Consider the following 24282-nt stretch of genomic DNA (forward strand, 5'->3'; position numbering starts at 1 on the left):
CGGGAGGTGCGTGTGCCGGGGTTCACGCATCTGCACACCGTCTCCGGATTCTCGTTGCGTTATGGAGCCTCGCACCCGGAGCGGCTGGCCGAGCGTGCCTCCGAGCGGGGCATGGACGCCTTGGCGCTGACCGATCGCGACACGCTCGCCGGGGCGGTCCGGTTCTCGAAGGCCTGCGGGAAGGCGGGGGTCCGGCCGCTGTTCGGGGTCGATCTGGCGGTGGGGGGCGCGGAGCCCGGGAGCGAGCGGCGGGGGCGGCGCCGGACCCCGGTGCGGGGCGGTGCCTTCGTCGACGAGTCGGCCCCTCGGGTGACCTATCTGGCCCGGGACGGCGCCCGGGGGTGGGCGGACCTGTGCCGGCTCGTATCGGCCGCCCATGAGGGGGAGGGGACGCCCCTGCTGTCCTGGGAGCGCAATCACGCCCGGGGTGTGACCGTGCTGCTCGGGCCCGCGTCGGACGTCGGGCGCGCCCTGGCCGCGGGGCGGCCCGACCGTGCGGCGCGGCTGCTCGCGCCCTGGCGGGACGTCTACGGCGACGACCTGCGGCTGGAGGCCGTCTGGCACGGCCGGGAGGGTACGGGGCCGGGTTCGCTGCGGCTGGCCGCCCGTACCGTCGGGTTCGCCGCCGAGCAGCACATCCGGCCCGTGCTCACCAACGCGGTGCGGTACGCCGACCCGGGGCTCGGCCCGGTCGCCGACGTGCTGGACGCCGCCCGGCGGCTGGTGCCCATCGACCCGGCCCGGGGGCTGGACTCCGGTGCCGCCTGGCTCAAGGGCGCCGGGGACATGGCCGGTGTGGCGGAGCGGGTCGTGGAGGCCGCGGGGTTCCGGCGGGAGGCGGCTCCCCGGCTGCTGGAACAGACCCGGGCCACGGCCGCCGAGTGCCTGGTCGACCCCGAGGACGATCTCGGGATCGGTACCGTCCACTTCCCCGAGCCGCATCTGGTCGGCGCCGGGCGCCGTACCGCCCAGCGGACGCTGGCCTCGCGGGCGGCGGCCGGGATGGTGCTGCGCGGGTACGACCGGCGACGGGAGTACTGGGAGCGGATGCACCACGAGCTGGACATCATCGCCCACCACGGGTTCGCCTCCTACTTCCTGACCGTCGCCCAGGTCGTGGACGACGTGCGGACGATGGGCGTCCGGGTCGCCGCCCGGGGGTCGGGGGCCGGGTCGCTCGTCAATCACCTGCTCGGTATCGCGCACGCCGATCCGATCGAGCACCGGCTGCTGATGGAACGGTTCCTGTCGAAGGAGCGGGTCGTGCTGCCCGACATCGACATCGACGTGGAGTCCGCGCGCCGGCTGGAGGTCTACCGCGCGATCATCGACCGGTTCGGCACCGAGCGGGTCGCGACGGTCGCGATGCCGGAGACGTATCGCGTGCGGCACGCCATCCGTGATGTGGGGGCCGCCCTGTCCATGGACCCGGCCGAGATCGACCGGGTCGCCAAGGCCTTCCCGCACATCCGGGCGCGGGACGCCCGCGCCGCGCTGGAGGAGCTGCCGGAACTGCGGGCCCTGGCGGGGGAGAAGGAGAAGTACGGGAGGCTGTGGGAGCTGGTCGAGGCGCTGGACGCCCTGCCGCGCGGGATGGCCATGCACCCGTGCGGGGTGCTGCTGTCCGACGCCTCGCTGCTCGCGCGTACGCCGGTCATGCCGACCAGTGGCGAGGGCTTCCCGATGTCGCAGTTCGACAAGGACGACGTCGAGGACCTCGGGCTGCTGAAGCTCGATGTGCTGGGCGTGCGGATGCAGTCGGCCATGGCGCACGCGGTGGAGGAAGTGCGCCGGGTGTCGGGCGTCCGGGTCGATCTGGACGCCCTGGCGCCGGGTGACCCGGAGACGTACCGGCTGATCCAGTCCACCGAGACGCTCGGGTGCTTCCAGATCGAGTCGCCCGGGCAGCGGGACCTGGTCGGGCGGCTCCAGCCGGCCGGCTTCCACGATCTCGTCGTCGACATCTCGCTGTTCCGGCCCGGGCCGGTCGCCGCCGACATGGTGCGGCCGTTCATCGAGGCGCGGCACGGGCGGGCGCCGATCCGGTATCCGCACCCGGACCTGGAGGGGCCGCTGAAGGAGACCTACGGCGTCGTCGTCTTCCACGAGCAGATCATCGACATCGTCGACATCATGACCGGCTGCGGACGCGGCGAGGCCGACCGGGTGCGGCGCGGGCTGTCGGACCCGGAGTCGCAGGCGCGGATCAAGGTGTGGTTCGCCCGGCACGCGGCGGCGAACGGCTATGACGCGGAAACGATCCAGCGGACCTGGGAGATCGTCGAGGCCTTCGGTTCCTACGGCTTCTGCAAGGCGCACGCGGTCGCCTTCGCCGTGCCGACCTACCAGTCGGCGTGGCTGAAAACGCATCATCCCGCCGCCTTCTACGCCGGGCTGCTCACGCACGATCCGGGGATGTATCCCAAGCGGCTGCTGCTGGCGGACGCGCGGCGCCGCGGAGTGCCCGTGCTGCCGTTGGACGTGAACGCGTCCGGGGTCGCACACCGTATCGAACTGGTGTCCGGTAAATGGGGGCTGCGATTGGCTCTTTCCGATGTGTACGGCATCAGCGAGGCCGAGGCGGCGCGCATCGCCGAGGGTCAGCCGTACGCCTCGCTGGTCGACTTCTGGGAGCGGGGCCGGCCCAGCCGCCCGGTGGCCCAGCGGCTCGCGCAGGTGGGAGCGCTGGACGCGTTCGGCGCCAACCGCCGTGATCTGCAACTGCATCTGACCGAGCTGCACCGGGGTGCCCGCGGCGGGGGCGGCGGCCAGTTGCCGTTGGCCGGGGGGCGGAAGACCGCACCGGCCGGGCTGCCCGACCTCACCTCCTCGGAGCGGCTCAGCGCCGAGCTGGGCGTGCTGTCCATGGACGCCTCACGCAACCTGATGGACGATCACCGGCAGTTCCTCGACGAACTCGGCGTGGTGTCGGCGCGGCGATTGCGCGAGGCCCGGCACGGGGAGACGGTGCTGGTCGCGGGCGCCAAAGCGGCCACCCAGACGCCGCCGATCCGGTCCGGCAGGCGCGTCATCTTCTCCACCCTGGACGACGGCACGGGCCTGGTCGACCTCGCCTTCTTCGACGACTCCCACGACACCTGCGCCCACACCGTCTTCCACTCCTGGCTGCTGCTGGTGCGCGGGGTGGTGCAGCGCCGCGGCCCGCGCAGCCTCAGCGTGGTGGGAGCCGCCGCCTGGAACCTCGCGGACCTGCTGGAAGTGCGCCGGGAGGAAGGACTGGAGGGCGTCGCCGCCCGGCTGGCCGGTCCCGCTCCCGGTGAGGGCGGTTCCGGCGGAGAGGGTTCGGACGGTGAGGGGGCCGTGCGGCGACGGCTCGCCGGGTCGGAGGGCGTGCCCGCGCCGACCGGTTCCGCGGCCGGGGATCCGATGGAGCAGCGGAAGATCCGCATGTCCACGGGGTACGAGATGCACCCCTGGGCCGATCTGCGTCCGGCGGGCGAAGAGCCCGCGAAAACAAGGAAGTTGTGGCATCAGAGTCCGGGGAGTGCGGGATGACCGTCCTTTGCGTACGTTTCCAGCCGCCGGCGACCGAGGCGGATCTGCCCCATCTGCTCGGGATGCTGGAGGAGTTCACCCCCGTCGTCCAGGCCCTGCCACCGGACGGGGCGCTGGCCGACCTGCGCGGCGCCGAGCGGTACTTCGGGCGGGACGCCGTCGAACTGGCCTCGGTGATCCGGGTGCGGTCACTCGCGCTCCACGGCGTCGACTGCGTGATCGGAGCCGGACCCGGGCCGCTGCCGGCCCGGATGGCGCTGCGTGAGGCCGCGCCCGGGGTGACGTGTGCGGTGCCCGACGAGCCGGACGCCATCGCGGAGTTCCTCGCGGACAAGCCCGTCGGCGCGCTGCCCGGTGTGGGCCCCGCGACCGCCCGCACTCTGGGCGACTACGGGCTCGACACCCTCGGCCGGGTCGCCGCCGCACCGCTGTCCACGCTGCAGCGGCTGATCGGCGCCAAGGCCGGCCGCGAGCTGCGCGAGAAGGCGAACGGCATCGACCGCGGCCGGGTCCTGCCGAACGCCGTCTCCCGGTCCCTGGCGACGGAACGCCCCTTCGGGCGTGACGAACTGGACCCGGACCGGCACCGCAGGGCGCTGCTGTCGGCCGCCGAGGAGATCGGTGCCCGGCTGCGCGCCCTGGAGAAGGTCTGCCGCACCCTCACCCTCACCGTGCGCTACGCCGACCGGTCCGCCACCACGCGCAGCCGCACCCTGAGCGAACCGACCGCGCACTCCCCGGCACTGACCAGGGCCGCCTACGGCATGTACGAGGCGCTGGGGCTGCAGCGGGCCCGGGTGCGCGCGATCGCCCTGCGCGCCGAGGGGCTCGGCCCCGCCGACCAGGCCTCCCACCAGCTGACCTTCGACCCGGTGGACGAGAAGGTCCGCCGTATCGAGGAGGTCGCGGACCGGGCACGGGCGAAGTTCGGGCCGCGGGCGGTGATGCCCGGGGGACTAGGCGGCGTCCGCCGCGGGGGACGGGCGGCGTAGACCCCGCAGACCCTGCCGTATGACGCCGGCCTTCCGCGGGGCGTCAGTTGGCCCACGGCGGCACGATGCGGGTGCCGTCGGCCAGCCGTGCTTCCAGGCCGATCGTGGTGGTGACCCAGGAGTACGCGGTCCGGTCGGTCGGGTTCTCGACGGTCAGGGTGGCGCCGGGATTGATGATCACCGTGTCGCCCGCCGCGATCCGCTCGGTGCGGCCGTCGAGGGTGATCAGCAGTTCGCCGTCGAGCAGATGGAAGATCTCCTCCCGGCTGACCGTGTGCGCGGGTGCCTTCAGGCCGGCCGGGATCTCACCCCGCCAGGCGCACAGCTCCTTGCTGCCGCTGCCAGGGGTGGCGTACGAGACGAAACGGGCGCCGTGGATCTCGTGGATGACGGCTTCGGACGATCGGACGACGGGCATGAGGCCTCCAAGTGGTCAAGCAGCTTGACCATATAGTCAAGCCGCTTGACTGTTTCGTCAAGGGTGTTTCAATGCACGCGTGCAGAACTCCGAGGCCATGGCCCTGTCCGCCGCCCTGCTCGCCGTCGCCGGCGGGCTCACGCAACGCATCAACGAGGGCGTGATCGCTCGCGGTTTCGAAGGGGTGCGGCCCGCGCACGGGTTCGCCTTCGCCCGGCTCGCTCCGGACGGCGCGACGGTCACCGACCTCGCCGTCCACCTCGGGGTGACCAAACAGGCCGCCAGTCAGCTCGTCGACGAGCTGGTGCGCAAGGGGTACGCCGAGCGGCGGCCGCATCCCGAGGACGCGCGGGCGCGCCTGGTCGTGCTGACCGGGAGGGGCTGGGGCTGCACGCGCGCGGCCGAGGAGGCGGCCGCGGAAGTGGTGCGGGAGTGGGGAGACCTGCTGGGGGAGCGCGAAGTGCGGTCACTGTGCGAGCAGTTGCTGCGGATCGCTCCGCACGGGCCCGTTCGGCCCGCCTGGTGACGGGGGTGTCGGCTGGAGTGATCGGCGCCGGCCGCGTGGCGAGTTTTTACTGACGCGTAACTTCCCAGTTTGGCTACTCGCCCGTAACTTGACGAGTGAACAGCATCCTCGTGATCCGGATCACAGGGCCCAGTCCCGTCGCATCCCCCTTGAGTCGCAAGGAGATCACCCGATGCTGCCCTGGAAGCGAGTGCTCAGACCCCTGTCCGCGCTGCTGCTGACCGCTGCCGCCCTCACCGTCCCCGCCACCACCGCCCAGGCCGCCGGTGCCCCGAGCTCCGGCTGGAACGACTACTCCTGCAAGCCGTCCGCCGCCCACCCCCGCCCCGTCGTCCTCGTCCACGGCACCCTCGGGAACTCCGTCGACAACTGGCTGGGCCTCGCCCCGTATCTCAAGGATCGCGGCTACTGCGTCTTCTCCCTCGACTACGGCCAGTTGGAGGGAGTCCCCTTCTTCCACGGCCTCGGGCCCGTCGAGAAGTCCGCCGGGCAGCTGAAGGACTTCGTGGACAAGGTGCTCGCGGCCACCGGAGCCGACGAGACCGACGTCGTCGGGCACTCGCAGGGCGGCATGATGCCCCGCTACTACCTCAAGTTCCTCGGCGGAGCCGCCGAGGTGCACGCCCTGGTCGGCATCGCGCCCAGCAACCACGGCACCGACCTGAACGGATTCACCAAGCTGCTGCCCTACTTCCCGGGTGCGGCCGACCTGCTGTCGAAGAACACCCCCGCCCTCGCCGACCAGGTCACCGGTTCCGCCTTCCTCGCCAAGCTCAACGCGGGCGGCGACACCGTGCCCGGCGTGCGCTACACCGTCATCGCCACCCGGTACGACGAGGTGGTCACGCCGTGGCGCAGCCAGTACCTGAGCGGACCGGACGTGCGCAACGTCCTGCTCCAGGACCTGTGCCCGGTCGACCTGTCCGAGCATGTGGCCGCCGGGCTGCTGGACCGGGTCGTCTTCCACGAGGTGGCCAATGCCCTCGACCCGGGCCACGCCACACCCACCACCTGTGCATCGGCCTTCGAATGACACGTGTCACCCGTTGATACGTGTCAGAGAAACGTTTCGGGGCCTGTCCGGCCTGAGCCGCCGGACAGGCCCCGAGTCGTGGGGCGGTGGACGTCAGCGGCCCTGCCGTCCGCCGCTCACCGTCCGGCGCCGGGCCGAGAGGAACAGCGCCGAAGCGCCCAGGGCCAGCGCCGCCGCACCGCCGATCGCGACGTACGGGGTGGTGCTGTCGCCGCCGGTCTCGGCGAGGTTCTCCGTGGCACCGGCGGCCTTCGGCCGGTTGGGCGCGGGCGCCGCCGCCTCCGTGCGGTCCGGCGTGCCCTTCTTCGGGGCCGCGGCCGGCGCCGCCGAGGTGCTGGGATCGTCGTCGCCGTGCCCGTGGTGCTCGATGGTCGACTTGTCGTTGCCGTCCTTGATCTGCTTCTCGCTGGGAGCGGAGGCGGACGGGGCGGGGGCCGCGCCGCCCGCCGCGCCGCCACCGCCGCCGAAGCTGACGTCCGAGCAGGAGTAGAACGCCTCCGGGCTGTCCGACCGCTGCCAGACCGCGTACAGCACGTGCTTGCCGGAGCGCTGGGGCAGCTTGCCGGAGAAGGTGTAGAAGCCGCCGGTGGCGGCCGGGTCGGTGGACGTCGCGACCGGGTGCGCGAGATCCAGGTCCTTCCAGGCGAGCGGCTTGGCCGGGTCGTAACCGGACTTGGTGAGGTACACCTTGAACGTGCCCTTGTGGGGGGCCGTCACGCGGTACTTGAAGGTGTGCGAGCCGCTGCGGACGGCGGTCGCGGGCCAGTCGGCGCGGGGGAGGTCGAGCCCCTTGAACTCCGCGTTGTTCGCGCTGCACAGCTTGCCGTCCGGTATGAGCCGCTGGTGCCGGCCGCCCGCGTCGCCGATGCGGACGCCGTTCCAGTCGTAGAGGGCCTGGGTGCCGCCCGCCGCGACCGCCGCCTTGCACGCGGCCGACTTCGGGCTCTCCGGGCCCTCGGCGTAGCACTGCGAGACCCGGCTGACCGGGTCGCCCATCGAGCCGTGCGCTGCGGCCGGCGCCGCGCTCAGCGCGGCCAGGGCGAGCGGGAGACCGCCCAGGGCGGCGACGGTGGCGGCCTTGCGGCGTGCGGGCATGCGGGAACTCCTCGAAACGGTGCAGGGGCAGGTCCGGGCCGATGCGGGCCGGAATCCCGTGGGGTGATCCGAAGCTAGCCCGTGAGAACCGTGAAATCGCCTGCTGAGGGCGGGTGGAGGAGATCCTTATGGCCCGCTTAAGGGAGTGTTCGGACTGGCATCAGGTAGGTACCGTCGCGGCATGGCAGACGAGGAGATCCGGCCGGCCCGGGCCGCCGACGTTCCGGTCGTCGCGGAAGTGGTCGACGCGGCCTTCCGCCCCTACATCGAGCGCATCGGGCGGGTGCCCCAGCCCATGGAGGAGGACCACGCGGCGAACGTGGCCGCGGGCAAGGTGTTCGTGACGGGCGATCCCGTCACCGGGCTCGTCGTGGTCGAGGCGTACGGCGACCACCTCTTCCTCGACACCATCGCCGTCCACCCCGCCGCGCACGGCAGGGGAGTGGGGCGGCGGCTGCTCCGATTCGTGGACGCGCACGCGCGTACCCTCGGCCTGCCCGAGGTCCGGCTCTACACGAACGCGCTGATGTGGGAGAACCAGCGGATCTATCCGAAGTACGGCTACGAACTCGTGGAGCGCCGTGTGGAGGGTCCCTACGACCGTGTCCACTACCGCAAGCGGCTGCTCTGAGCGTCGCGTCTCGTGACCGGCACCGGCCCGCTCAGGCCTCCGGCCACCAGGTGCGTGCGATGTCCTTGCGGACCTCCGGGCGCCCGGCGGGACGCTCGTCGGCCTCCTCGCGGACCCGGCGGACGTCCGACTTCTTCAGGGGCTTCTGCACGGTCACACGGCGCATGGCTGCCTCCTTACGGGTCTACCGGGTTCCGCGTTCTCACGGAGGTAGACCTTTCGGGGGAGGGTTACTCATCGCTTCCGGTCTGTCAGTGGCGGCAGTCACGATTCGGTTGTCAGTGGCGGGTGTCACTCTGGGGACCATGACGAACGTGGACTGGGACGCCGAGGCCGCCTCCTTCGACGAGGAGCCGGACCACGGCCTGCGCGACCCCGAGGTGCGCCGTGCCTGGGCCGGGCGGCTGCGCGACTGGCTGCCGGGGCGCGCCGGCGACGTACTCGACCTCGGCTGCGGCACCGGCAGCCTGTCACTCCTCGCGTCCGAGCAGGGGCACCGGGTGACGGGCGTGGACCTCTCCCCGGCGATGGTGGCCCGCGCCCGGGAAAAGCTCGCCGGGCGGGACGCCGTGTTCCTCGTCGGTGACGCCGCGGCACCACCGGTCGGGGAGCAGCGCTTCGACGCCGTGCTCGTCCGGCACGTCCTGTGGGCCCTGCCCGACCCCGCCCGGGCCCTCCGGCACTGGCGGGGTCTGCTGCGGCCGGGCGGGCGGCTGGTGCTGGTCGAGGGCGTGTGGGGCAACATCGAACCGGTCGGCATACCCGCCGGGCGGCTCACCGCACTGCTCGCCCCGATGGCCGGTCGGGTGCGGGTGCAGCGCCTCTCGGACGATCCGCTCCTGTGGGGCGGGCCGGTGACGGACGAGCGGTACGCGGTGGTCGCCGTGACCGGCGGCTCAGGCCAGGAGGGCCGCGAAGCCGTCGCCGCGGGCCAGTGACTCCAGCTCGTCGAGCGCGGCCAGCGCGGCGGACGCCGCCTCCGGGTCCGACGCGCCCAGGCCGCTCTCGGCGAACTCGTCCTCGTCCAGGCGCAGTACGTCCGTGCCGTCCGCCGAGCGCCACAGGTCCAGGTCGAGATCCTCCACGACCAGCTCCGGGCCGGAGCGCCGGGCGGGGCGGGTGACATCGCAGTACCAGCCCTTCAGCGCGCCCGTGGCGGAGCGGACCTCCTTCACCGCGTACCAGCGGTCGCGCCAGTAGTACTCCGTGAAGACGTCTCCGGGCTCGAAGCGGACGAACCCGAAGTCGCGGACGCCGGAGCCCGCCCACGCGGCGCGGACCGCCACACGCGTGCCGTCGTCCGCCAGCAGCTCACCGCTGTAACGGATCTTCGTACGGCCCGCCTTGACGAGGACGACGTCCAGCTGCGGGTTCCTGCCGGCCGGCTGCGGGTTCCGGTCAGCCGAGTTCGCGGACATGACGCACTTCCTTCGCGCAGATCTCATAGCCGAACCACTTGTTGATGGCGATCATGGGCTCGTTCCCCGTGTCGTTGCCGGTGAACGCCTCCGTGCACCCCGCCGCGCGGGCGCGGTGCAGCGAGTCGTTCTTGGCGAGCTTGGCCAGGCCCCGGCCGCGGAACTCCCGGGCGGTGCCGGTCATCGCGGTGGCATAGCGGGAGTCGCCGTCCGTGTAGGCCACGCTGAAGGCGGCGGGACGGCCGTCGACGAGCGCGACGGTGGTCAGGTCGCGGTTCAGCAGCGGGTGCTTCCAGTGTTCCTCGAGCCAGGCCTCGTAGTCCGTGAACTCCACGTCGATGTCGCTCGGTTCGTCCGACGACGTCGCCGCGTCGAGTTCGAACAGGGGGCGCGGGTCGTCCGCGAAGTCGGCGGCCGTGCGCAGCTCGACGCCGGACGGGGGCTCCCGCCGGGGCGGGAGCGTGCCGCCCGCCAGATCCAGGCGCAGGAACCAGGCGGAGCGGCTGGCCCGGTAACCGCGCCGCTCGGCGAACGCGCGGTTGTCCGGCTCGTCCAGGACCCAGGCGAACAGCTTCGTGACACCCAGGCGTCCCAGGCGCTCCTCCGCCGTCCGCAGCAGCAGCGAACCGGCGCCGCGGTTCCTGCGGTCGGGGCGTACGTAGATGTTGGCCGAGCCCTGGCCGGGCTCCGGGCTGTCGTGGGCGACGCTGACCTGGGCGGTGCCGATGATCTCGCCGTCCTCCTCGGCGATGAGCTGCCCGAAACGGGCGTCCGGGTGGACGTGCGTCAGGGTGTGCACCACCGACTCGGGGGTGGACAACATGTACGGAAGGGCGACGCGGCGGGTGTCGGAGAACCCTTCGGCATCGGCTCGGACATCGGGACGCAGGTCGCGCACGATCACAGTCATGAGGGCGCACGCTACGCGTGGGACCTTCCGGGATGCCTCTCATTTTCCGCCGGGTGCGCGACAATCGGGCCTGTGACCTTGAAGATCGACATCGACGACAGCGCCCCGCCCTACGAGCAGGTGCGGGCGCGGATCTCCGAGCAGGCGCGCTCCGGTGCGCTGCCCGTGGGCTACCGGCTGCCGACCGTGCGGGGGCTGGCCGAATCGCTGGGCCTCGCCGCGAACACCGTCGCCAAGGCGTACCGGGCGCTGGAGGCGGACGGAGTGATCGAGACGCGGGGCCGCAACGGCACGTTCGTGGCCGCCGCCGGGTCGGCGGCGGACCGCGAACTGGCCTCGGCAGCGCAGGCCTACGCGGAGCGGGCCCGGCGGCTCGGACTGGGCGAGGACGCCGCGCTCGCCGCGGTCCGGGACGCCCTGCGGGCGGCTCACGGGGACTAGCACCGCGGCACAGGCGTCCTAGCCGGTCGGCTGTCTCAGCCGCTCCGGGGTCCGGGTGATGTCCAGCCCCGCCGACCGTCCCGCCCGTGCGAACGCCGTCGCGTCCGCCACCGCCGCGCCGCCCGGGTCGTTGTTGAAGTACGCGTAGACGTCCTCGCCGCCGGTCCAGGTCGTGGCGATGCGGTCGAGCCAGGTGGCCAGGGAGCGCCGGCCGTAGCGCGGCCAGGGCTTGGCGCGGCCCTGGTGGAAGCGGACGTAGCCCCAGTCGGCGGTGCGCCACAGCGGTGTCGCCGGGCGGGCCAGGATGTCGGCCCAGCACAGGGCGGCGTGCCGGGACTCCAGGACGCGGCGGACCTCCGGTGTCCACCAGGAGTCGTGGCGCGGCTCGACCGCGACCCGGGTCGAGGCCGGGAAGCAGGCCAGGCAAGCGTCCAGCAGGCCCGGGTCGGCGCGCAGTGTGGGCGGGAGCTGGAGCAGGACCGGACCGAGGCGGTCGCCGAGGCCCGCCGCGTGACTCATCAGCCGGTGCACGGGCTCCTCGGGTTCCTTGAGCCGCCTGATGTGGGTCAGATAGCGGCTCGCCTTGACCGCGACGACGAAGTCGCCGGGCACCCGCCGCCGCCAGTCCTCGAACGTCTCCCGGGCCGGAAGCCGGTAGAAGGCGTTGTTGATCTCGACGGTGGCGAAGTGCCCCGTGTACTCCTCCAGCCAGAGCCGCATCGGCAGCCCGGACGGGTACAGGACGTCCCGCCAGTCCTTGTACTGCCACCCGGACGTGCCGACGAACAGGGTCATACCCCTATCAAAGCACCAGGCCCCGCTCAGCGTCGGTGCGCGTGTGGAAGCGGTAGAACAGCAGCAGGAAGAGGGCTGCCGTGACCAGCACCGACGTGATGACCACGGGACGGACGTCGTCGCCGGTCTGGCTGTAGAGGAAGCCCAGTGCGGCACCGGCGAACGCCGCCCGGAGCAGGGCGTGCAGGGCGTGCAGGTCGCGCCTGAGGCGCCGGGTCGCCTGGACCACGGCGACGCACAGGGCCATGAAGGCGAGCGCGCTCCACACACCCGACGCCACGTCCGGCCCGGTGACCGGACCGCCGTGACGACGGTTCACCGCGACCCAGTTGCCGTAGACGACACCGAGCACGACGGGCAGGACCCATCGCGCGACGCGGTGGGCGGGTTCGCTGAACACGGTGGGCGCCGGGTGCGCCATCAGAGCCTCCCTGGTCCATGCGGAGCTCGGCGTCGCTCCGCCGCACACCTTGGCACGCCCGGGTAACAGGCAGGTGAGAGGCGGTTGTGACCGTCGCCCGGCGGCTACAGGTACAGCCCCGCGTCCACGCCCCCGCGCGGCTCCGGCAGGGCCGTCGGGGACGTGCCCCGGCGCAGCGCGTACAGCTCGGCCAGCGTGGCGCCCTCGCGGCCGATGCCGTCCTCCTGGCCCAGCCAGTTCACCGCCTCCGACCGGGTCAGCGGGCCGACCTCGATCCGGGCGAGACAGCGGCCGGGCCGGACCACGGCCGGGTGCAGGCGCTCCAGGTCCTCGTTGGTCGTGACACCGACCAGGACGTTGCGGCCCTGGCCCAGCAGTCCGTCCGTCAGGTTCAGCAGCCGCGACAGGGCCTGGCCCGCCGTGTGCTTGGCCTCGCCGCGGATCAGTTCGTCGCAGTCCTCCAGGAGCAGCAGCCGCCAGCGGCCCTTGCCCGTCGCGTCCTCCTCGCCGATGGCGATGTCCATGAGGTAGCCGACGTCGGAGAAGAGCCGCTCGGGGTCCAGGACGCAGTCCACCTGGCACCAGTCGCGCCACGACCGGGCCAGGGTGCGCAGCGCGGAGGTCTTGCCGGTGCCCGGCGGGCCGTGCAGCAGGAGCAGCCGGCCCGCGATGTCCTCCGGGGTCGTCTTCATCAGGCGGTCCATGGCGTCCGCCACCGGCGCGGTGTAGTTGGGCCGGACCTCGTCCCAGGTGCCCGCGGCGATCTGGCGGGTGGTGCGGTGCGGGCCGCGGCGCGGCGAGACGTACCAGAAGCCCATCGTGACGTTCTCCGGCTGCGGTTCGGGTTCGTCCGCCGCGCCGTCCGTGGCCTGGTCGAGGATCTTCTTCGCGAGGTCCTCGCCGGTCGCCGTCACCGTGACGTCGGCGCCCCGGTTCCAGCGGGAGACCAGCAGCGTCCAGCCGTCGCCCTCGGCGAGGGTCGCGCTGCGGTCGTCGTCACGGGCGACGCGCAGCACCCGGGCGCCCGGTGGCAGCAGCGTCGCCCCGGACCGCACGCGGTCGATGTTCACCGCGTGGGAGAACGGCTGCTCGCCCGTCGCGAAGCGGCCGAGGAACAGCGCGTCGACGACGTCGGACGGGGAGTCGGAGTCGTCGACGTTGAGCCGGATCGGCAGCGCCTCGTGCGGGTTTCCAGACATGCGGCCATGATCCGGCACGGGGACGCCGCGTGCACCCGGTTTCCGCGTGCACGCGGCATGTAGTCCCCGCGCAGGTCAGTCCCCGGCGCGGGAGACCAGCCGGCGCGCCTGCCGGGCCCTGCGGACCACGGCGTACCCCTTGGTCAGGGCACGGTCCGCGGCGAACGTCCGGGCGATCGCGCGCCCCTCGGTCATCCGCTCGAACTCCTCGATGCCCGTACTGCGGCGCACCGTCACCCGCCGCAGCGCGTACGGCCCCTGTGCCCGCCGGGCGAGGCCGTTGCCGACGGCGAGGGCCTGGGCCCAGCCGGTCTCGCGCACCGCCTGCCGGACCCGGCGGCTGGAGTAGCCGTAGGGATAGGCGAACGAGGCGGGTACGGAGCCCAGCTGGTCCGAGACGATCTCCTTGCAGTGGATCAGCTCGAACCGCAGTGTGGCGTCGGAGACCTGGTCGAGCTGCGGGTGGCTGTGGCTGTGTCCGCCGATCTCGACACCGGCCGCCGCGAGGTCGCGGACCTGGTCCCAGTCCAGCATGGTGTCCAGGCCGCCACCGGTGTCGTACGGCCCCCGGAGCCACCCGGTCGAGACGAACAGGCTGGCCGCGAAGCCGTGCTTGGCCAGGGCGGGGAGGGCGTGCCGGTGCACGCCCTCGTAGCCGTCGTCGAAGGTGATGAGGACCGGCCGCTCGGGCAGTGCGCGGCCGGAGCGCCAGCACGCCGCCAGTGCGGCCGTGGTGAGCGGCCTGAATCCCCGGTCGGCGAGCACCGCCATCTGCTCGGCGAACGCCTCCGGGGCCACGGACAGGGCGCGCGTCTGGTCGTTCGGGTCGGTCGAGACCGCGTGGTACATGAGGATCGGGACGCGGTCGTCACTCACGGGCCGTCACCTCCACCTCGGGCACCCGGAACGTGGCCTGGCCCCGGCGTGCCCGGACGCTGCCCACGACGTAACCGCCCGCCGCCGTCAGCACCCCGGCCACGATCGCGCCGGCCCGTCCCGCGCCGCCCGACCGGGCCAGCAGGGCGTCCCGCAGACCCCGGGCCACCCCGGCGGGCAGGACCCGCGTGGCGTACCGGCGTTCCGACTCCAGGCCCTTGCCCGCCCCGACGCTCCGCGCGACCAGGGCCTTGGACAGGCCCTCGGCCCAGGCGCGGGTGCGGAAGTAGCGGAAGTGCTCGCGGGCCTCGGGGACCCGGTGGTGGATCACCGCCCGGTCGTCGATCAGCAGGACCGCGTCGGGCCGGGCCCGGGTCAGACGGATGCACAGCTCCGTCTCCTCGCAGCCCAGCGGGCGTTTGTCGCCGTCCCGGCCGATGCCGGTGGCGAAACCGCCCGCCAGGTCGAAGGCGCTGCGCCGGAACGAGGCGTTGCCCCCGAGCACGTTGCGCACCCGCACCCGGCCGCGCGGCAGACCCCGGTAGGTGCAGCCCACCACCCAGTCGAACTCCTCCGGGAACCAGTCCGGCCGCCGCCCCGACGCCCAGACCGGCTCCGTGCGCCCGCCGACCGCCATCACCCGCGGGTCGGTGTACGCCTCGGCGAAGTGCCGAAGCCAGTCGCGCTCGGCCACGGCGTCGTCGTCGAGGAAGGCCACGATCTCGCCCCGGGCCGCGGCGATGCCGGTGTTGCGGCCGGCGGACAGGCCGCGGGGGCCCGCGTTGGCGAGCACCCGCACCCGGCCGCCGCTGGCCCCTTGGCACTCCTCGTATTCCTTGTACTCCTTGGCCAGACGCTCCCGCAGCGTCTCGTTGTGGTCGACGACCAGCAGCGTCTCCAGGGCCGGCCGTGACTGCGCGCGGACCGAGGAGACCGCAGCGAGGATGTCCTCCCAGCGGTCCTCGGTGTACGCGCAGATCACGACGGAGATGCCGGGACCGCTCAAGACACCTCTCCCCGCATCGCGGCGGGCATCGACGAGCGAGAGGAACGGCGGCGCAGCGCACGGCGGTTGGAGCGCTCCTGGAGGATCACCTTCAGCACGCGCAGCCCGTCCCGCACGGCCCGCAGGTTGCTGACGCCGTGGATGCGCAGGTACTCGTGGCTCGGGATCTCCTGCACCTTGAGCCCGGCCTTGACGACCCGGATGTTCATCAGGGTCTCGACCTCGAAGCCGGTGCAGTCGAGGTCGATCTTGTCGAGGCAGTGCCGCCAGAACGCGTTGTAGCCGTAGCACAGGTCGGTGTACCGGGCGCCGAACTTGCGGTTGACGGCCGTGCACAGCGCCCAGTTGCCCAGCTTGCGGATGAAGGTCATGTCGTCGGTGCCGCCGCCGTTGGCGAAGCGGGAGCCCTTGGCGAAGTCCGCGCCGGAGACCAGGGCGGAGACGTAGCTGAGGATCTCCCCGCCGTCCGCCGAGCCGTCCGCGTCTACCATCACGATGATGTCGCCGGTGCAGGCCTGGAACCCGGTGATCAGGGCGTCGCCCTTGCCCTTGCCGCGCTGCTCGACGACCTTCACCTCGGGCCACAGCTCGCGGGCCACCTCGACGGTGTTGTCGGTGGAGTTGCCGTCGACCAGGACCACTTCATGTATCCAGTCGGGCAGGGTCTTGAAGACGTAGGGCAGGTTCTCCGCCTCGTTCATGGCCGGGATGACCACGCTCACCGGCGGCGCGATGGCCAGGTGAGAGGAGACGGGTCGGTACGTGGAGGCGGTCGGCGGACGCTGCTGCGTCGCGGCCGGCTGCAGAACTGAGCTCATGAGTCTGGTCCCTCTCGTCCGGTGGACCGCCCCCCCAGGGCAGTCCGGATCCAGTCCGGTTCGAAAGGGGGGTTCTCACCCGAGGCACGCCGTGACGGCGAGGCACGCCGGGATGAAGCTCCGGCACGCCGGGTGAGCTGGCAAAGCTGGCCGGCCGCGAAAACGGCAGCCGACCGCGCGGCACGGCCCGGAGACCATTGCGGTCACCGAGCACGGCACCCCCCTACCGCGCCCCGCGCCGGTTCGTCGCGGTCCTTGAGCCCTCCCCTGGAGCCGCGTACTGACGGACCGATGCGGGTGAGATGTATGACGGTATTGACGATTGAACCCGTATGGCAAGACCTGGAACGGCACCTCACGTTTTTGTTGGTTTGGCCGGTGCGAGGGACCGTTCGTGCGACGCAAGTTGCACGTTCCCTTCTTATAAACATGCGTTCCCCGGAGGCGATCAGGGCCTCCGGGGAACGTGTGTTCAGGTGCGGATGCGGGTGCGGGTACGGGCGTCGGTCACGGGACGAGCTGCAGCAGGCGGTTCGGCGAACCGGACCCCGCGCTGGTGACCTTGCCGGTGACGGCGCCGTTCACCAGGGCCGTCGCGACCTGGGCCGGGGTCGACGAGGTGTGGCCGGCGAGGTAGACCGCCGCCGCGCCCGCGACGTGCGGGGTCGCCATCGAGGTGCCGGAGATGGTGTTGGTCGCGGTGTCGCTGGTGTGCCAGCCGGCCGTGATGGACGAGCCGGGCGCGAAGATGTCCAGGGCGGAGCCGTAGTTGGAGTAACTCGCCTTGGCGTCCGTGCTGGTGGTGGCCCCGACCGTGATCGCCTCGGCGACCCGGGCGGGGGAGGACGAGGAGGCGGAGGTGCTGCTGTTGCCCGCGGCGACCGCGTACGTGACGCCGCCGGCTATGGAGTTGCGGACCGCCGTGTCCAGGGTCGCGGAGGCACCGCCGCCGAGCGACATGTTGGCGACCGAGGGGCCGGAGTGGTTCCTCGTCACCCAGTCGATGCCCGCGATCACGCCGGCCGTGGTGCCGGAGCCGCTGTTGTTCAGCACGCGCACGCCCACGATCTTCGCCTTCTTGGCCACGCCGTAGGTCGAGCCCGCGATCGTGGTGGCCACATGGGTGCCGTGACCGTTGCCGTCGGCGGCGTCGGTGTCGCCGTCGACGGCGTCGTAGCCGTAGGAGGCGCGGCCGCTGATCTGCTGGTGGGTGATGCGCACACCGGTGTCGATCACATACACCGTCACACCGCTGCCCGCGCTGTCCGGGTAGGTGTAGGTGCCGGACAGCGGCAGCGAGGCCTGGTCGATGCGGTCCAGGCCCCACGGGGCGCTGGTCTGGGTGGCGGCGAGCGTGACGCGCTGGTTCTGCTCGACGGAGGCCACTGCCGGGTCGGCGGCGAGCCGCCGGGCCTCGGCGGCGGAGAGGGTGGCGGAGTAGCCGTTCAGCGCCTTGCCGAACGTCTTGTCGACCGAGCCGCCGTACTCCTTCACCAGGCCCTTGCCCGCGGCCGAGGACGCCTTCAGGCCCGCGCTCTTCTTGAGCGTGACGAGGTAGCTGTCCTTGATCGCGGTCGGGGAGCCGGCGGCGAGCACCCGGCCCTCGGCGGGTGCGGCCTGGGCGGGAAGGGTGGTGAGTCCGCCTACGAGGGCGGCGGTCGCCAGCGAGGTGAGTGCGGTGAGCCCGAGTCTCTTGCTACGCAGTTGTGCCATTACGAGGGAGTCCTCCTCTAGGCGGCGCGCGCCTGGGTGGGACGCGCGTCATGTGGGGGGTGTGCGCGTGTTCGCGCACACGGGCCGGGGAGCGTCGCGTTCCGCTCCCGGCCGGAGTAAAGCGTCGACCAACTACCGGTGTAGAACAAGAGAGTTGAGCATCAGTCAACAAATCTGTCATGGGCACGTAACAAGAGAGCTCCGGCGCGTAACACGAGCCGTGGCGAATGCGCCAAGCATCGGGGGAGAGGCCGAAAAGACTTGGCATGGACACTTCCTGTCAACGCGCGTCGCTGCTACGACGGTTATGGCAGAGATCCTGCTAAAGGGAGGTTCCATGAGACGTTCCCGACTTGTCGTCCTCGTGAGCTCGCTCCTCCTCGCCGTCGGCACCGCCCTCTCCGGGGCGGCGACGGCGCAGGCGTCCTCACTCGCCGCACCAGGCGGCTACGTGGCCCTCGGTGACTCCTACTCCTCCGGAGTCGGAGCCGGCAGCTACATCAGCTCCAGCGGCGACTGCAAGCGCAGCACCAAGGCCTACCCCTACCTCTGGGCCGCCGCCCACTCACCCTCGAGCTTCGACTTCACCGCCTGCTCGGGCGCCCGAACGGGTGATGTTCTGGCGAGTCAGCTCACTCCGCTCAGCGCCTCCACCGCCCTCGTCTCGATCACGGTCGGCGGCAACGACGCCGGATTCGCCGACGTCATGACGACCTGTGTGACCCAGTCCGACAGCGCCTGTGTCTCCCGCATCAACACCGCCCGGGCCTACGTCGACTCCACGCTGCCCGGCAAGCTCGACAGCGTGTACTCGGCAGTCCGCTCCAAGGCCCCCGCCGCCCGGGTCGTCGTCCTCGGCTACCCCCGCTTCTACCAGCTCGGCACCAGCTGTCTCGGCCTGTCCGAGACCAAGCGCAAGGCCATCAACGACGCCTCCGACCACCTCGACACCGCCCTCGCCAAGCGCGCGGCGGACCACGGCTTCGCCTTCGGCGACGTCCGCACCACCTTCACCGGCCACGAGATCTGCTCCGGCGACTCCTGGCTGCACAGCGTCAGCTGGCTCAACATCGGTGAGTCGTACCACCCGAAGGCCCCCGGCCAGTCGGGCGGTTACCTGCCCGTGCTCGACAGCAACGACTGACCGCTCAGCCGGAGTCCGGGTCCGAGTCCTGTTCGGACCCCGGGTTCGAGCCCGGCTGCGCGTCCGGATTTGTGCCGGAAGGAGAAGGGGAGGCCCCGCCCGTCGGGGTCTCCGTCTCGCACGTCACCGAGAAGGGCACCGACTCGGACGTCTCCCGTACCGGCTCCCGCACCTCGACGCTGATCTCGTTCTCGAACGTCCCGGTCTCCTCCCGCGTCGTCACCCGCACGGTGTCCCGCTTCGAACGGTCGCCGCCCTCCGTGAACGACAGCGTCTTCCAGCCCCCGTCGAGCACCTGGCCGTCCCGCGTCACCCAGCGGTAGGTGACCTCGGCCGGGAGCCGCCCCACCGTCAGCGTCGCCGTGAACTCGGGTGCCTGCGCGTTCGGTGGCGGACACGGGCCCGAGTAGTCCGTGCGCCGGCCCTCCAGGGCGACCCGCACCGACTGCGGCGGCGGACTGCTCTCCTTCGTCCTGCTGGGCGTGGGCGACGGACTGGACTTCTCGGTCGCGGTGGCGCGCGGCGGGCTTTTGGTCGCCGTCGGCGTGTTGTCCCCGGCCCCCTGGTCCTTGTCGCCGGAACCGTCCCCGTTGTTGAGCAGCGCGTACGTCAGCCCGCCCACCGCGAGCGCCAGCGCGATCACGCCCGCGACCAGCACCCGGCCGGGCCGGCGGTCCCGGTCCTGGCCCGTGGCCGTCGTGGTGGTGCCCGCACCGGAAGCCGCCGTCCGCCCCGGAAACGGCATCGGGGGCGTGGGCGCGGGTTCGGGGTGGCCCACGACCGGCGGCGGGAACGGAACGGCCCGCGTAGTGTCCGTGCGCGGTGAGCCGCCCGCGGCGACGACCCGCAGGTCCTCCTCGGCCCGCTCGGGCGGCAGCCGCTGCTCGGGATCCTTGCGCAGCAGTCCCTCGATCACCGGGGCGAGCGGACCGGCCCGGTACGGCGGCGGCAGCTCCTCGTCGACGATCGCCCGCAGTGTGCTCAGCGGGGTGTCGTGCCGGAAGGGGGAGTGACCCTCGACCGCCGCGTACAGCAGCACGCCGAGCGACCACAGGTCCGACTCCGGGCCCGGCGTACGGCCGAGCGCCCGCTCCGGGGCGAGGAACTCGGGCGAGCCGATCACCTCGCCGGTCATGGTCAGCGCAGAGCTGCCCTCGACCATGGCGATGCCGAAGTCGGTGAGCACGATCCGGCCGTCGTTCGCGATCAGCACGTTGGCCGGCTTCACGTCGCGGTGCAACACCCCGGCCTCGTGCGCGGACCGCAGCGCGGCCAGCACCTCGGCGCCGATGTGCGCGGCACGCTCCGGAGCCATCGGGCCCTCGGCGTCCAGGACCTCGGCGAGGGAGAGACCGCGGACCAGCTCCATGACGATCCACGGGCGGCCCTCGTCCGTCGCCACGTCGTACACCGTCACCACGTTGCGGTTGGCGACCCGGGCCGCCGCCCAGGCCTCCCGCTCCAGCCGGGCGTACATCCGCTGCACGTCGTCGCCCGCCAGTCCGGACGGGGCGCGGACCTCCTTGACGGCGACCTCGCGGTGCAGCACCTCGTCGCGGGCGCGCCACACCGTCCCCATGCCGCCCTCGCCGAGCGGTGCGAGGAGCCGGTAGCGGCCCGCGATCACGCGCTCACGGCCCGGTTCTTCGAACACGGCGCCCCCATTCGCAGCCGGGCGAAATCTCCATGGGGTGTGTCTTCCCCACGCGGTCGGTTTTCCTCACGACGTCCGCTTTTCTCCGGACATCCGATGCCTCACGAACGTAACTCAGCCGAGTGCGGATGCCGCCCCCTTGAACACCAGTCCGGCCCCCAGGACCAGTACGGCGAAGGCCGATCCGAGCGGGGCGGTACGGCGCACCAGGGCCGCCACCGGGCCCGCCGACCAGCGCGGGCGCCGGTCCAGGAGCCTGGTCATGCCGCTGCCCGCCTTGACGACCGCGTACCCGGCGGCCGTGAGGGTGAGGGCCAGCCCGACGCCGTACGCGACGACGAGCAGCAGACCGAACCAGGCCTGCCCGAGCGCGGCGGCACCGACCAGGACCACGACGGCGGACGGGCTGGGCACGAGGCCGCCCGCGAAGCCCATGAGGATCGTGCCGCGGAGGGTGGGCGCGACGGGGTGGGAGTGGGTGAAGCCGCCGTGGCTGTGCTCGATCGTGTGGGGGTGCGGGTGGGCGTGATCGTGCGGGTGGTCGTGGTCGTGGTCGTGGTCGTGCGCGTCGCCGTGGTGGTGGTGATCTTTGTGGTCGTGCGCGTGGCCGTGGTGGTCGCCGTCGTGGTCGTGGGTGTGGCTTCCGTGGCCGTGCCGAGGGTCGTGTCGAGGGCCGTGATGGTGGCCGTGCGGGTGGTGGGTGTGCGCGCGGTTGCGCAGGGCGCGGCGGACCAGGCTCGCGCCCGCCAGCGTCACCAGCAGGCCGCTGGCGACACCGAGCCAGGCGATCACCGAGGGCGCCGCCGCCGAACCGGCCGTGACCAGCAGGCCCAGGGCGACCACGCCGAGGGTGTGCGTGATCGTCACCGAGGCGGCCATGGGCAGGACGTCCCTCATCCGGGCATGACCGCCCCGGGCCGCCGCCGTCGCGGCCATGATGGTCTTGCCGTGGCCCGGGGCGAGCGCGTGCATCGCCCCGAGCACGACGGCGATGAGGAGGGCCAGCGCGGCGAAGCCCGCGGTGAGGTCCTGCCGGGCCACCAGGTCGTCCAGGGCACGGGTCCAGCGGTCGGCGCCGCGCGGGAGCACGGAGGCCGCGGGCGCGTCCGGCTCCTCGCCTGCCAGGGCGGCGCCGCCGGGGCGCACCCGCAGGGCGGCCGACGCGGTGTCGGCCGGGGAGGACAGCAACTCCTCCGGGTAGCTGGTGAGTTCGTCCGAGATCGACTTCTCCGGCACGTCCGAGGCGGCGAGCGTCATACGGTCGCCCCGCGCCGTGATCTCCCGCCAGCCGGGGCCGTTGGCGGCACCCGCGCCGCGGAAGCCGAGGGACAGGGTCTTCTCGTCCGACGGGAGCGGCGCGGTCAGTTCGCACTCCACCCGGAGAGTGTCGAGTCCGGCCTGCCCGGGCCGCACGCGCGCGTCGCTGCGCTCGGCGGTGAGGGCGACCGCTCGGCCGTCGACGGTCGCCCGGCTGTCCTCGGCGGCCGCGGCGCACCGCTCGCGTGCCCACATGGCGATGCCGAGGCGCTCGACGTCCGGTCCCGCCTGGGTCGCCGGGATCTCCGCGAGGTCCTCCACGTGGTGGACCCGCAGTTCACCGGGGGCGGCGACGAGGCCGTCGTAGCGGTTGACGGTGAAGTTGCCCAGCGGGTGGGCGCTCGCCGTGGCGGCGGGCAGCAGGGTGAGCGCGCAGGCGGCCGTGAGGACGGCGGCACCGGACGCGGACAGCCGGCGCAGGGTCACCGGTTCCCCTCCAGGTCCTTGAGTGCGGTACGGGCCTCACGCGCACCGAGGGGCGAGAAGCCGGGGTTCAGGTCCAGCGCGGCCTTCAGATGCGCGCGGGCCCCGAGCTCGTCGCCGGTGGCGCGCTCGATGACGCCGCGGTGGTAGAGGAAGACGGCGTTGCGGTAGCCGGTGGCGGTCGCCCGGCGGGCGTACGGCAGGGCCTCCTCGTCGCGGCCGTTGACGTGCAGGGCCCAGGCGAGGGCGTCGGCGGTGTGCACGCTGTGGCGGCGGTCCCACTCGGCGCGGGCGGCGCGCAGGGCCTCCTTCTTGTCGCCGTGGTCGGCGGCGGCCATGGCGGTCTCGAGGTCGGTGTTGGCACCGCCGGCTCGGGCGAGGGCCGTCCAGGCGTCGACGAGGGCGTACTGGTCGCCGGCCTTCGCCCGGTCGCCGCCGGCGCCGCGGTCCTCGTACAGCTCGCCGAGGGCGACGAGCGGGCCGGGCAGCGGGAACCGGGCGACGACCTGCTCCAGCCCCTTGATGGCGGCCGCCCGGTCGCCGCTCGCGGCCTGGGCGCGAGCGCGGCCCTCCAGGGCGGGCAGGTACGCGTCGTCGGCGGCGAGGGCACGGGCGTAGTGGCCGAGGGCCGTCTTGTACTCGCCCTGGTTCCAGGCGAGCTGGCCGAGGGCGGTGGCGACGTAGGCGACGTCGGCGGGCGCGTGGGCCGAGCCCAGGGCGCGCTCCAGTACCGCACGCGCCGTGCGGACGTCGCCGCGCAGCTCGTGCACGTACGCGTACCGCGTGAAGACGGGGATGCCCGGGCGCCTGTCGTCGGCGGTGTCGGCGGCCTTCGCGGCGTCGTCGTACCGGCCGAGTTCGACGAGGGCGTCGATACGGCTGCACAGGGCGCGTTCGTTGTAGGGGTTCTGCTTCAGGGCCCGCTCGGCGTAGGTCAGGGCGCCGGGGAAGTCGTGCCGGGCGGCGGCGAGGGCCGCACGGCCCGCCAGGGCCTGGTCGTTGCCCGGTTCGAGTGCGAGGGACCGCTTCAGGGCGCGCTCGGCCTGCGGATACCGGGAGGGGTCGCCCTTCGTGCGGGCCTGCTCGACGTAGGCGACCCCGAGGGTGGCCCAGCTGCCGAAGTCCCTCGGCTGGGCCCGCAGGTGCTTCTGCAGGGACGCGATCCCGGCGTCGAGGTCCCCGCGCGCGAGGTCGCCGGGCGACAACGCCCCGGCCGCCGCCACGGCGTCGGCACCAGCGGCCCCTCGGTCCTGCACACCCCCGGCCGCGACGGCCCCGCCGGTCACCGCGACCGCCAGCAGCACCGCACACCCCGCCACGTGCAGCCCCCGCCACCGCCGCCCCCCGTCGGCGGCCCGTCGCACGGCGGCGACCCGCTGACGTGCGTCGGGGTCGACGGCCGGCGCGTGGGCGTGCGCCTCGTGCCCGGTACCGGCCTCCGGCCCGGTGCGTCCGTCGGCGGGGCGAGCACCGGCCGTGCCGCCGCTGCCGTCGTCGGCGGGTGCCGCGAGGCCGGCCCGGTGTCCGCCGAAGGGCCCGGCGGGCTCGCCGGCTTCGCCGGATTCCGAGCGGGTGGTGTCCCTCGGGGTCAGTGCTTCATCGGTCTCCGCGCGGTCGGTGTCCGGCCGGGACCCGGCACCGGCGGCTTCCGCGTCACGGGAGGTGTCTGCCGGGCGCCCGGCTTCGCCGGAGTCCGTGCCCGCGGCGGGCGGCCGGTCCTGGCAGGCCTCGGCCGCCGCGCCCCGAGCCCCGCTCGTCTGCGTCCCGGCGGCCGCACCACCCTCCCGGCCCCCGGTTGTCCCGGGCTCCGTGGCCGACGACGGCGCGCGGTCGTCGCCGCGCCTGTCCGGTGTGCTGTCGGTCGTACGCGGAGGCATGACCTCTCCTCGTTCGGGTGTGCTGGTGCGGAAGTCGGCGGCGCGGCCCGCGCCGTGGG

23 protein-coding genes are annotated in these 24282 nt (G+C 73.0%); 8 read left to right on the top strand and 15 right to left on the bottom strand.

Translation table 11 applies throughout. From position 1 onward, the window contains the following. Positions 1–12: 12 nt before the first annotated feature. Entirely contained in the window at positions 13–3516 is a 3504-nt protein-coding gene (locus tag ADK65_RS23395) for a DNA polymerase III subunit alpha (protein WP_053672330.1), read from the top strand. After that, complete coding sequence (locus ADK65_RS23400; RefSeq protein WP_053672331.1) at positions 3513–4508, top strand: DNA polymerase Y family protein; 996 nt, start codon at positions 3513–3515, stop codon at positions 4506–4508. Before ADK65_RS23395 ends, ADK65_RS23400 begins: the two co-directional genes overlap by 4 nt. A 43-nt stretch (positions 4509–4551) precedes the next feature. On the opposite strand, the gene ADK65_RS23405 is transcribed toward ADK65_RS23400, so the two are convergent. Further along, positions 4552–4926, bottom strand: a complete 375-nt coding sequence (locus tag ADK65_RS23405; RefSeq protein ID WP_053672332.1) for a cupin domain-containing protein — start codon at positions 4924–4926, stop codon at positions 4552–4554. Positions 4927–5005: 79 nt separating this feature from the next. Between ADK65_RS23405 and ADK65_RS23410 the strand changes: the two genes are divergently transcribed. Together ADK65_RS23410 and ADK65_RS23415 are read left to right on the top strand one after the other, a co-directional pair. Beyond that, positions 5006–5452 (top strand): MarR family winged helix-turn-helix transcriptional regulator, encoded by a 447-nt coding sequence (locus ADK65_RS23410; RefSeq protein WP_053672333.1) that lies wholly within the window; start codon positions 5006–5008, stop codon positions 5450–5452. 172 nt (positions 5453–5624) lie between these two features. After that, positions 5625–6485: an esterase/lipase family protein gene (locus ADK65_RS23415; protein WP_053672334.1), complete on the top strand. Its 861-nt coding sequence runs from the start codon at positions 5625–5627 to the stop codon at positions 6483–6485. A 93-nt stretch (positions 6486–6578) separates the two neighbouring features. On the opposite strand, the gene ADK65_RS23420 is transcribed toward ADK65_RS23415, so the two are convergent. Continuing rightward, positions 6579–7580, bottom strand: coding sequence for a lytic polysaccharide monooxygenase auxiliary activity family 9 protein (locus tag ADK65_RS23420; protein WP_053672335.1), 1002 nt, complete (start codon positions 7578–7580; stop codon positions 6579–6581). A 181-nt stretch (positions 7581–7761) separates the two neighbouring features. Here ADK65_RS23420 and ADK65_RS23425 point away from each other — a divergent pair, with 181 nt between their 5' ends. Next, a complete protein-coding gene (locus ADK65_RS23425) occupies positions 7762–8211 on the top strand; it encodes a GNAT family N-acetyltransferase (protein WP_053672336.1) in 450 nt (149 codons plus the stop codon). A 31-nt stretch (positions 8212–8242) separates the two neighbouring features. On the opposite strand, the gene ADK65_RS39635 is transcribed toward ADK65_RS23425, so the two are convergent. Then, positions 8243–8377 (bottom strand): hypothetical protein, encoded by a 135-nt coding sequence (locus tag ADK65_RS39635; RefSeq protein WP_107092364.1) that lies wholly within the window; start codon positions 8375–8377, stop codon positions 8243–8245. A 139-nt stretch (positions 8378–8516) separates the two neighbouring features. Here ADK65_RS39635 and ADK65_RS23430 point away from each other — a divergent pair, with 139 nt between their 5' ends. Further along, positions 8517–9149 carry a class I SAM-dependent methyltransferase gene (locus ADK65_RS23430; protein ID WP_053672337.1) on the top strand — a complete coding sequence of 211 codons (633 nt, stop codon included), beginning with the start codon at positions 8517–8519 and terminating at the stop codon, positions 9147–9149. On the opposite strand, the gene ADK65_RS23435 is transcribed toward ADK65_RS23430, so the two are convergent. Next, positions 9108–9629: a DUF402 domain-containing protein gene (locus ADK65_RS23435; protein ID WP_053672338.1), complete on the bottom strand. Its 522-nt coding sequence runs from the start codon at positions 9627–9629 to the stop codon at positions 9108–9110. The two genes, ADK65_RS23430 and ADK65_RS23435, sit on opposite strands and share 42 nt — an antisense overlap. Next, positions 9610–10539: a GNAT family N-acetyltransferase gene (locus ADK65_RS23440; protein WP_053672339.1), complete on the bottom strand. Its 930-nt coding sequence runs from the start codon at positions 10537–10539 to the stop codon at positions 9610–9612. The genes ADK65_RS23435 and ADK65_RS23440 overlap by 20 nt, the downstream gene beginning before the upstream one ends. Before the next feature lie 72 nt (positions 10540–10611). Between ADK65_RS23440 and ADK65_RS23445 the strand changes: the two genes are divergently transcribed. Further along, positions 10612–10980: a GntR family transcriptional regulator gene (locus ADK65_RS23445; protein WP_053672340.1), complete on the top strand. Its 369-nt coding sequence runs from the start codon at positions 10612–10614 to the stop codon at positions 10978–10980. Positions 10981–10998: 18 nt separating this feature from the next. On the opposite strand, the gene ADK65_RS23450 is transcribed toward ADK65_RS23445, so the two are convergent. The 7 genes from ADK65_RS23450 to ADK65_RS23480 form a co-directional block, all read right to left on the bottom strand. Continuing rightward, complete coding sequence (locus ADK65_RS23450; protein ID WP_053672341.1) at positions 10999–11775, bottom strand: DUF72 domain-containing protein; 777 nt, start codon at positions 11773–11775, stop codon at positions 10999–11001. A gap of 7 nt (positions 11776–11782) precedes the next feature. Next, entirely contained in the window at positions 11783–12196 is a 414-nt protein-coding gene (locus ADK65_RS23455) for a hypothetical protein (protein WP_053672342.1), read from the bottom strand. 104 nt (positions 12197–12300) lie between these two features. Continuing rightward, the gene (locus tag ADK65_RS23460) at positions 12301–13395 is read right to left on the bottom strand and encodes a DUF5925 domain-containing protein (RefSeq protein ID WP_053672343.1); all 1095 of its coding nucleotides are present in this window, start codon (positions 13393–13395) and stop codon (positions 12301–12303) included. 75 nt (positions 13396–13470) lie between these two features. Continuing rightward, positions 13471–14271 carry a polysaccharide deacetylase family protein gene (locus tag ADK65_RS23465; protein ID WP_199825686.1) on the bottom strand — a complete coding sequence of 267 codons (801 nt, stop codon included), beginning with the start codon at positions 14269–14271 and terminating at the stop codon, positions 13471–13473. After that, on the bottom strand, positions 14264–15277 hold the full coding sequence (locus ADK65_RS23470) for a glycosyltransferase family 2 protein (protein WP_053672344.1): 1014 nt from the start codon (positions 15275–15277) through the stop codon (positions 14264–14266). The genes ADK65_RS23465 and ADK65_RS23470 overlap by 8 nt, the downstream gene beginning before the upstream one ends. Continuing rightward, positions 15274–16095 carry a glycosyltransferase family 2 protein gene (locus ADK65_RS23475; protein WP_053672345.1) on the bottom strand — a complete coding sequence of 274 codons (822 nt, stop codon included), beginning with the start codon at positions 16093–16095 and terminating at the stop codon, positions 15274–15276. Before ADK65_RS23475 ends, ADK65_RS23470 begins: the two co-directional genes overlap by 4 nt. Positions 16096–16602: 507 nt before the next feature. Further along, entirely contained in the window at positions 16603–17808 is a 1206-nt protein-coding gene (locus ADK65_RS23480) for a S8 family peptidase (RefSeq protein WP_053672346.1), read from the bottom strand. A 337-nt stretch (positions 17809–18145) separates the two neighbouring features. On the opposite strand from ADK65_RS23480, the gene ADK65_RS23485 reads away from it, so the two are divergent. Continuing rightward, positions 18146–18952, top strand: coding sequence for an SGNH/GDSL hydrolase family protein (locus ADK65_RS23485; protein WP_053672347.1), 807 nt, complete (start codon positions 18146–18148; stop codon positions 18950–18952). A gap of 4 nt (positions 18953–18956) precedes the next feature. Here the strand turns inward: ADK65_RS23485 and ADK65_RS23490 are convergent, their stop codons facing one another. The 3 genes from ADK65_RS23490 to ADK65_RS23500 form a co-directional block, all read right to left on the bottom strand. Then, positions 18957–20606, bottom strand: coding sequence for a serine/threonine-protein kinase (locus ADK65_RS23490; protein WP_234352934.1), 1650 nt, complete (start codon positions 20604–20606; stop codon positions 18957–18959). Between the two features lie 114 nt (positions 20607–20720). Next, positions 20721–22349 (bottom strand): nickel transporter, encoded by a 1629-nt coding sequence (locus ADK65_RS23495; RefSeq protein ID WP_053672348.1) that lies wholly within the window; start codon positions 22347–22349, stop codon positions 20721–20723. After that, the gene (locus tag ADK65_RS23500; protein ID WP_053672367.1) at positions 22346–24223 is read right to left on the bottom strand and encodes a tetratricopeptide repeat protein; all 1878 of its coding nucleotides are present in this window, start codon (positions 24221–24223) and stop codon (positions 22346–22348) included. Before ADK65_RS23500 ends, ADK65_RS23495 begins: the two co-directional genes overlap by 4 nt. Positions 24224–24282 lie beyond the last annotated feature (59 nt).

The sequence above is a fragment of the Streptomyces sp. NRRL B-1140 genome, assembly GCF_001280065.1.
In the GTDB taxonomy this organism is placed as follows: Bacteria; Actinomycetota; Actinomycetes; order Streptomycetales; family Streptomycetaceae; genus Streptomyces.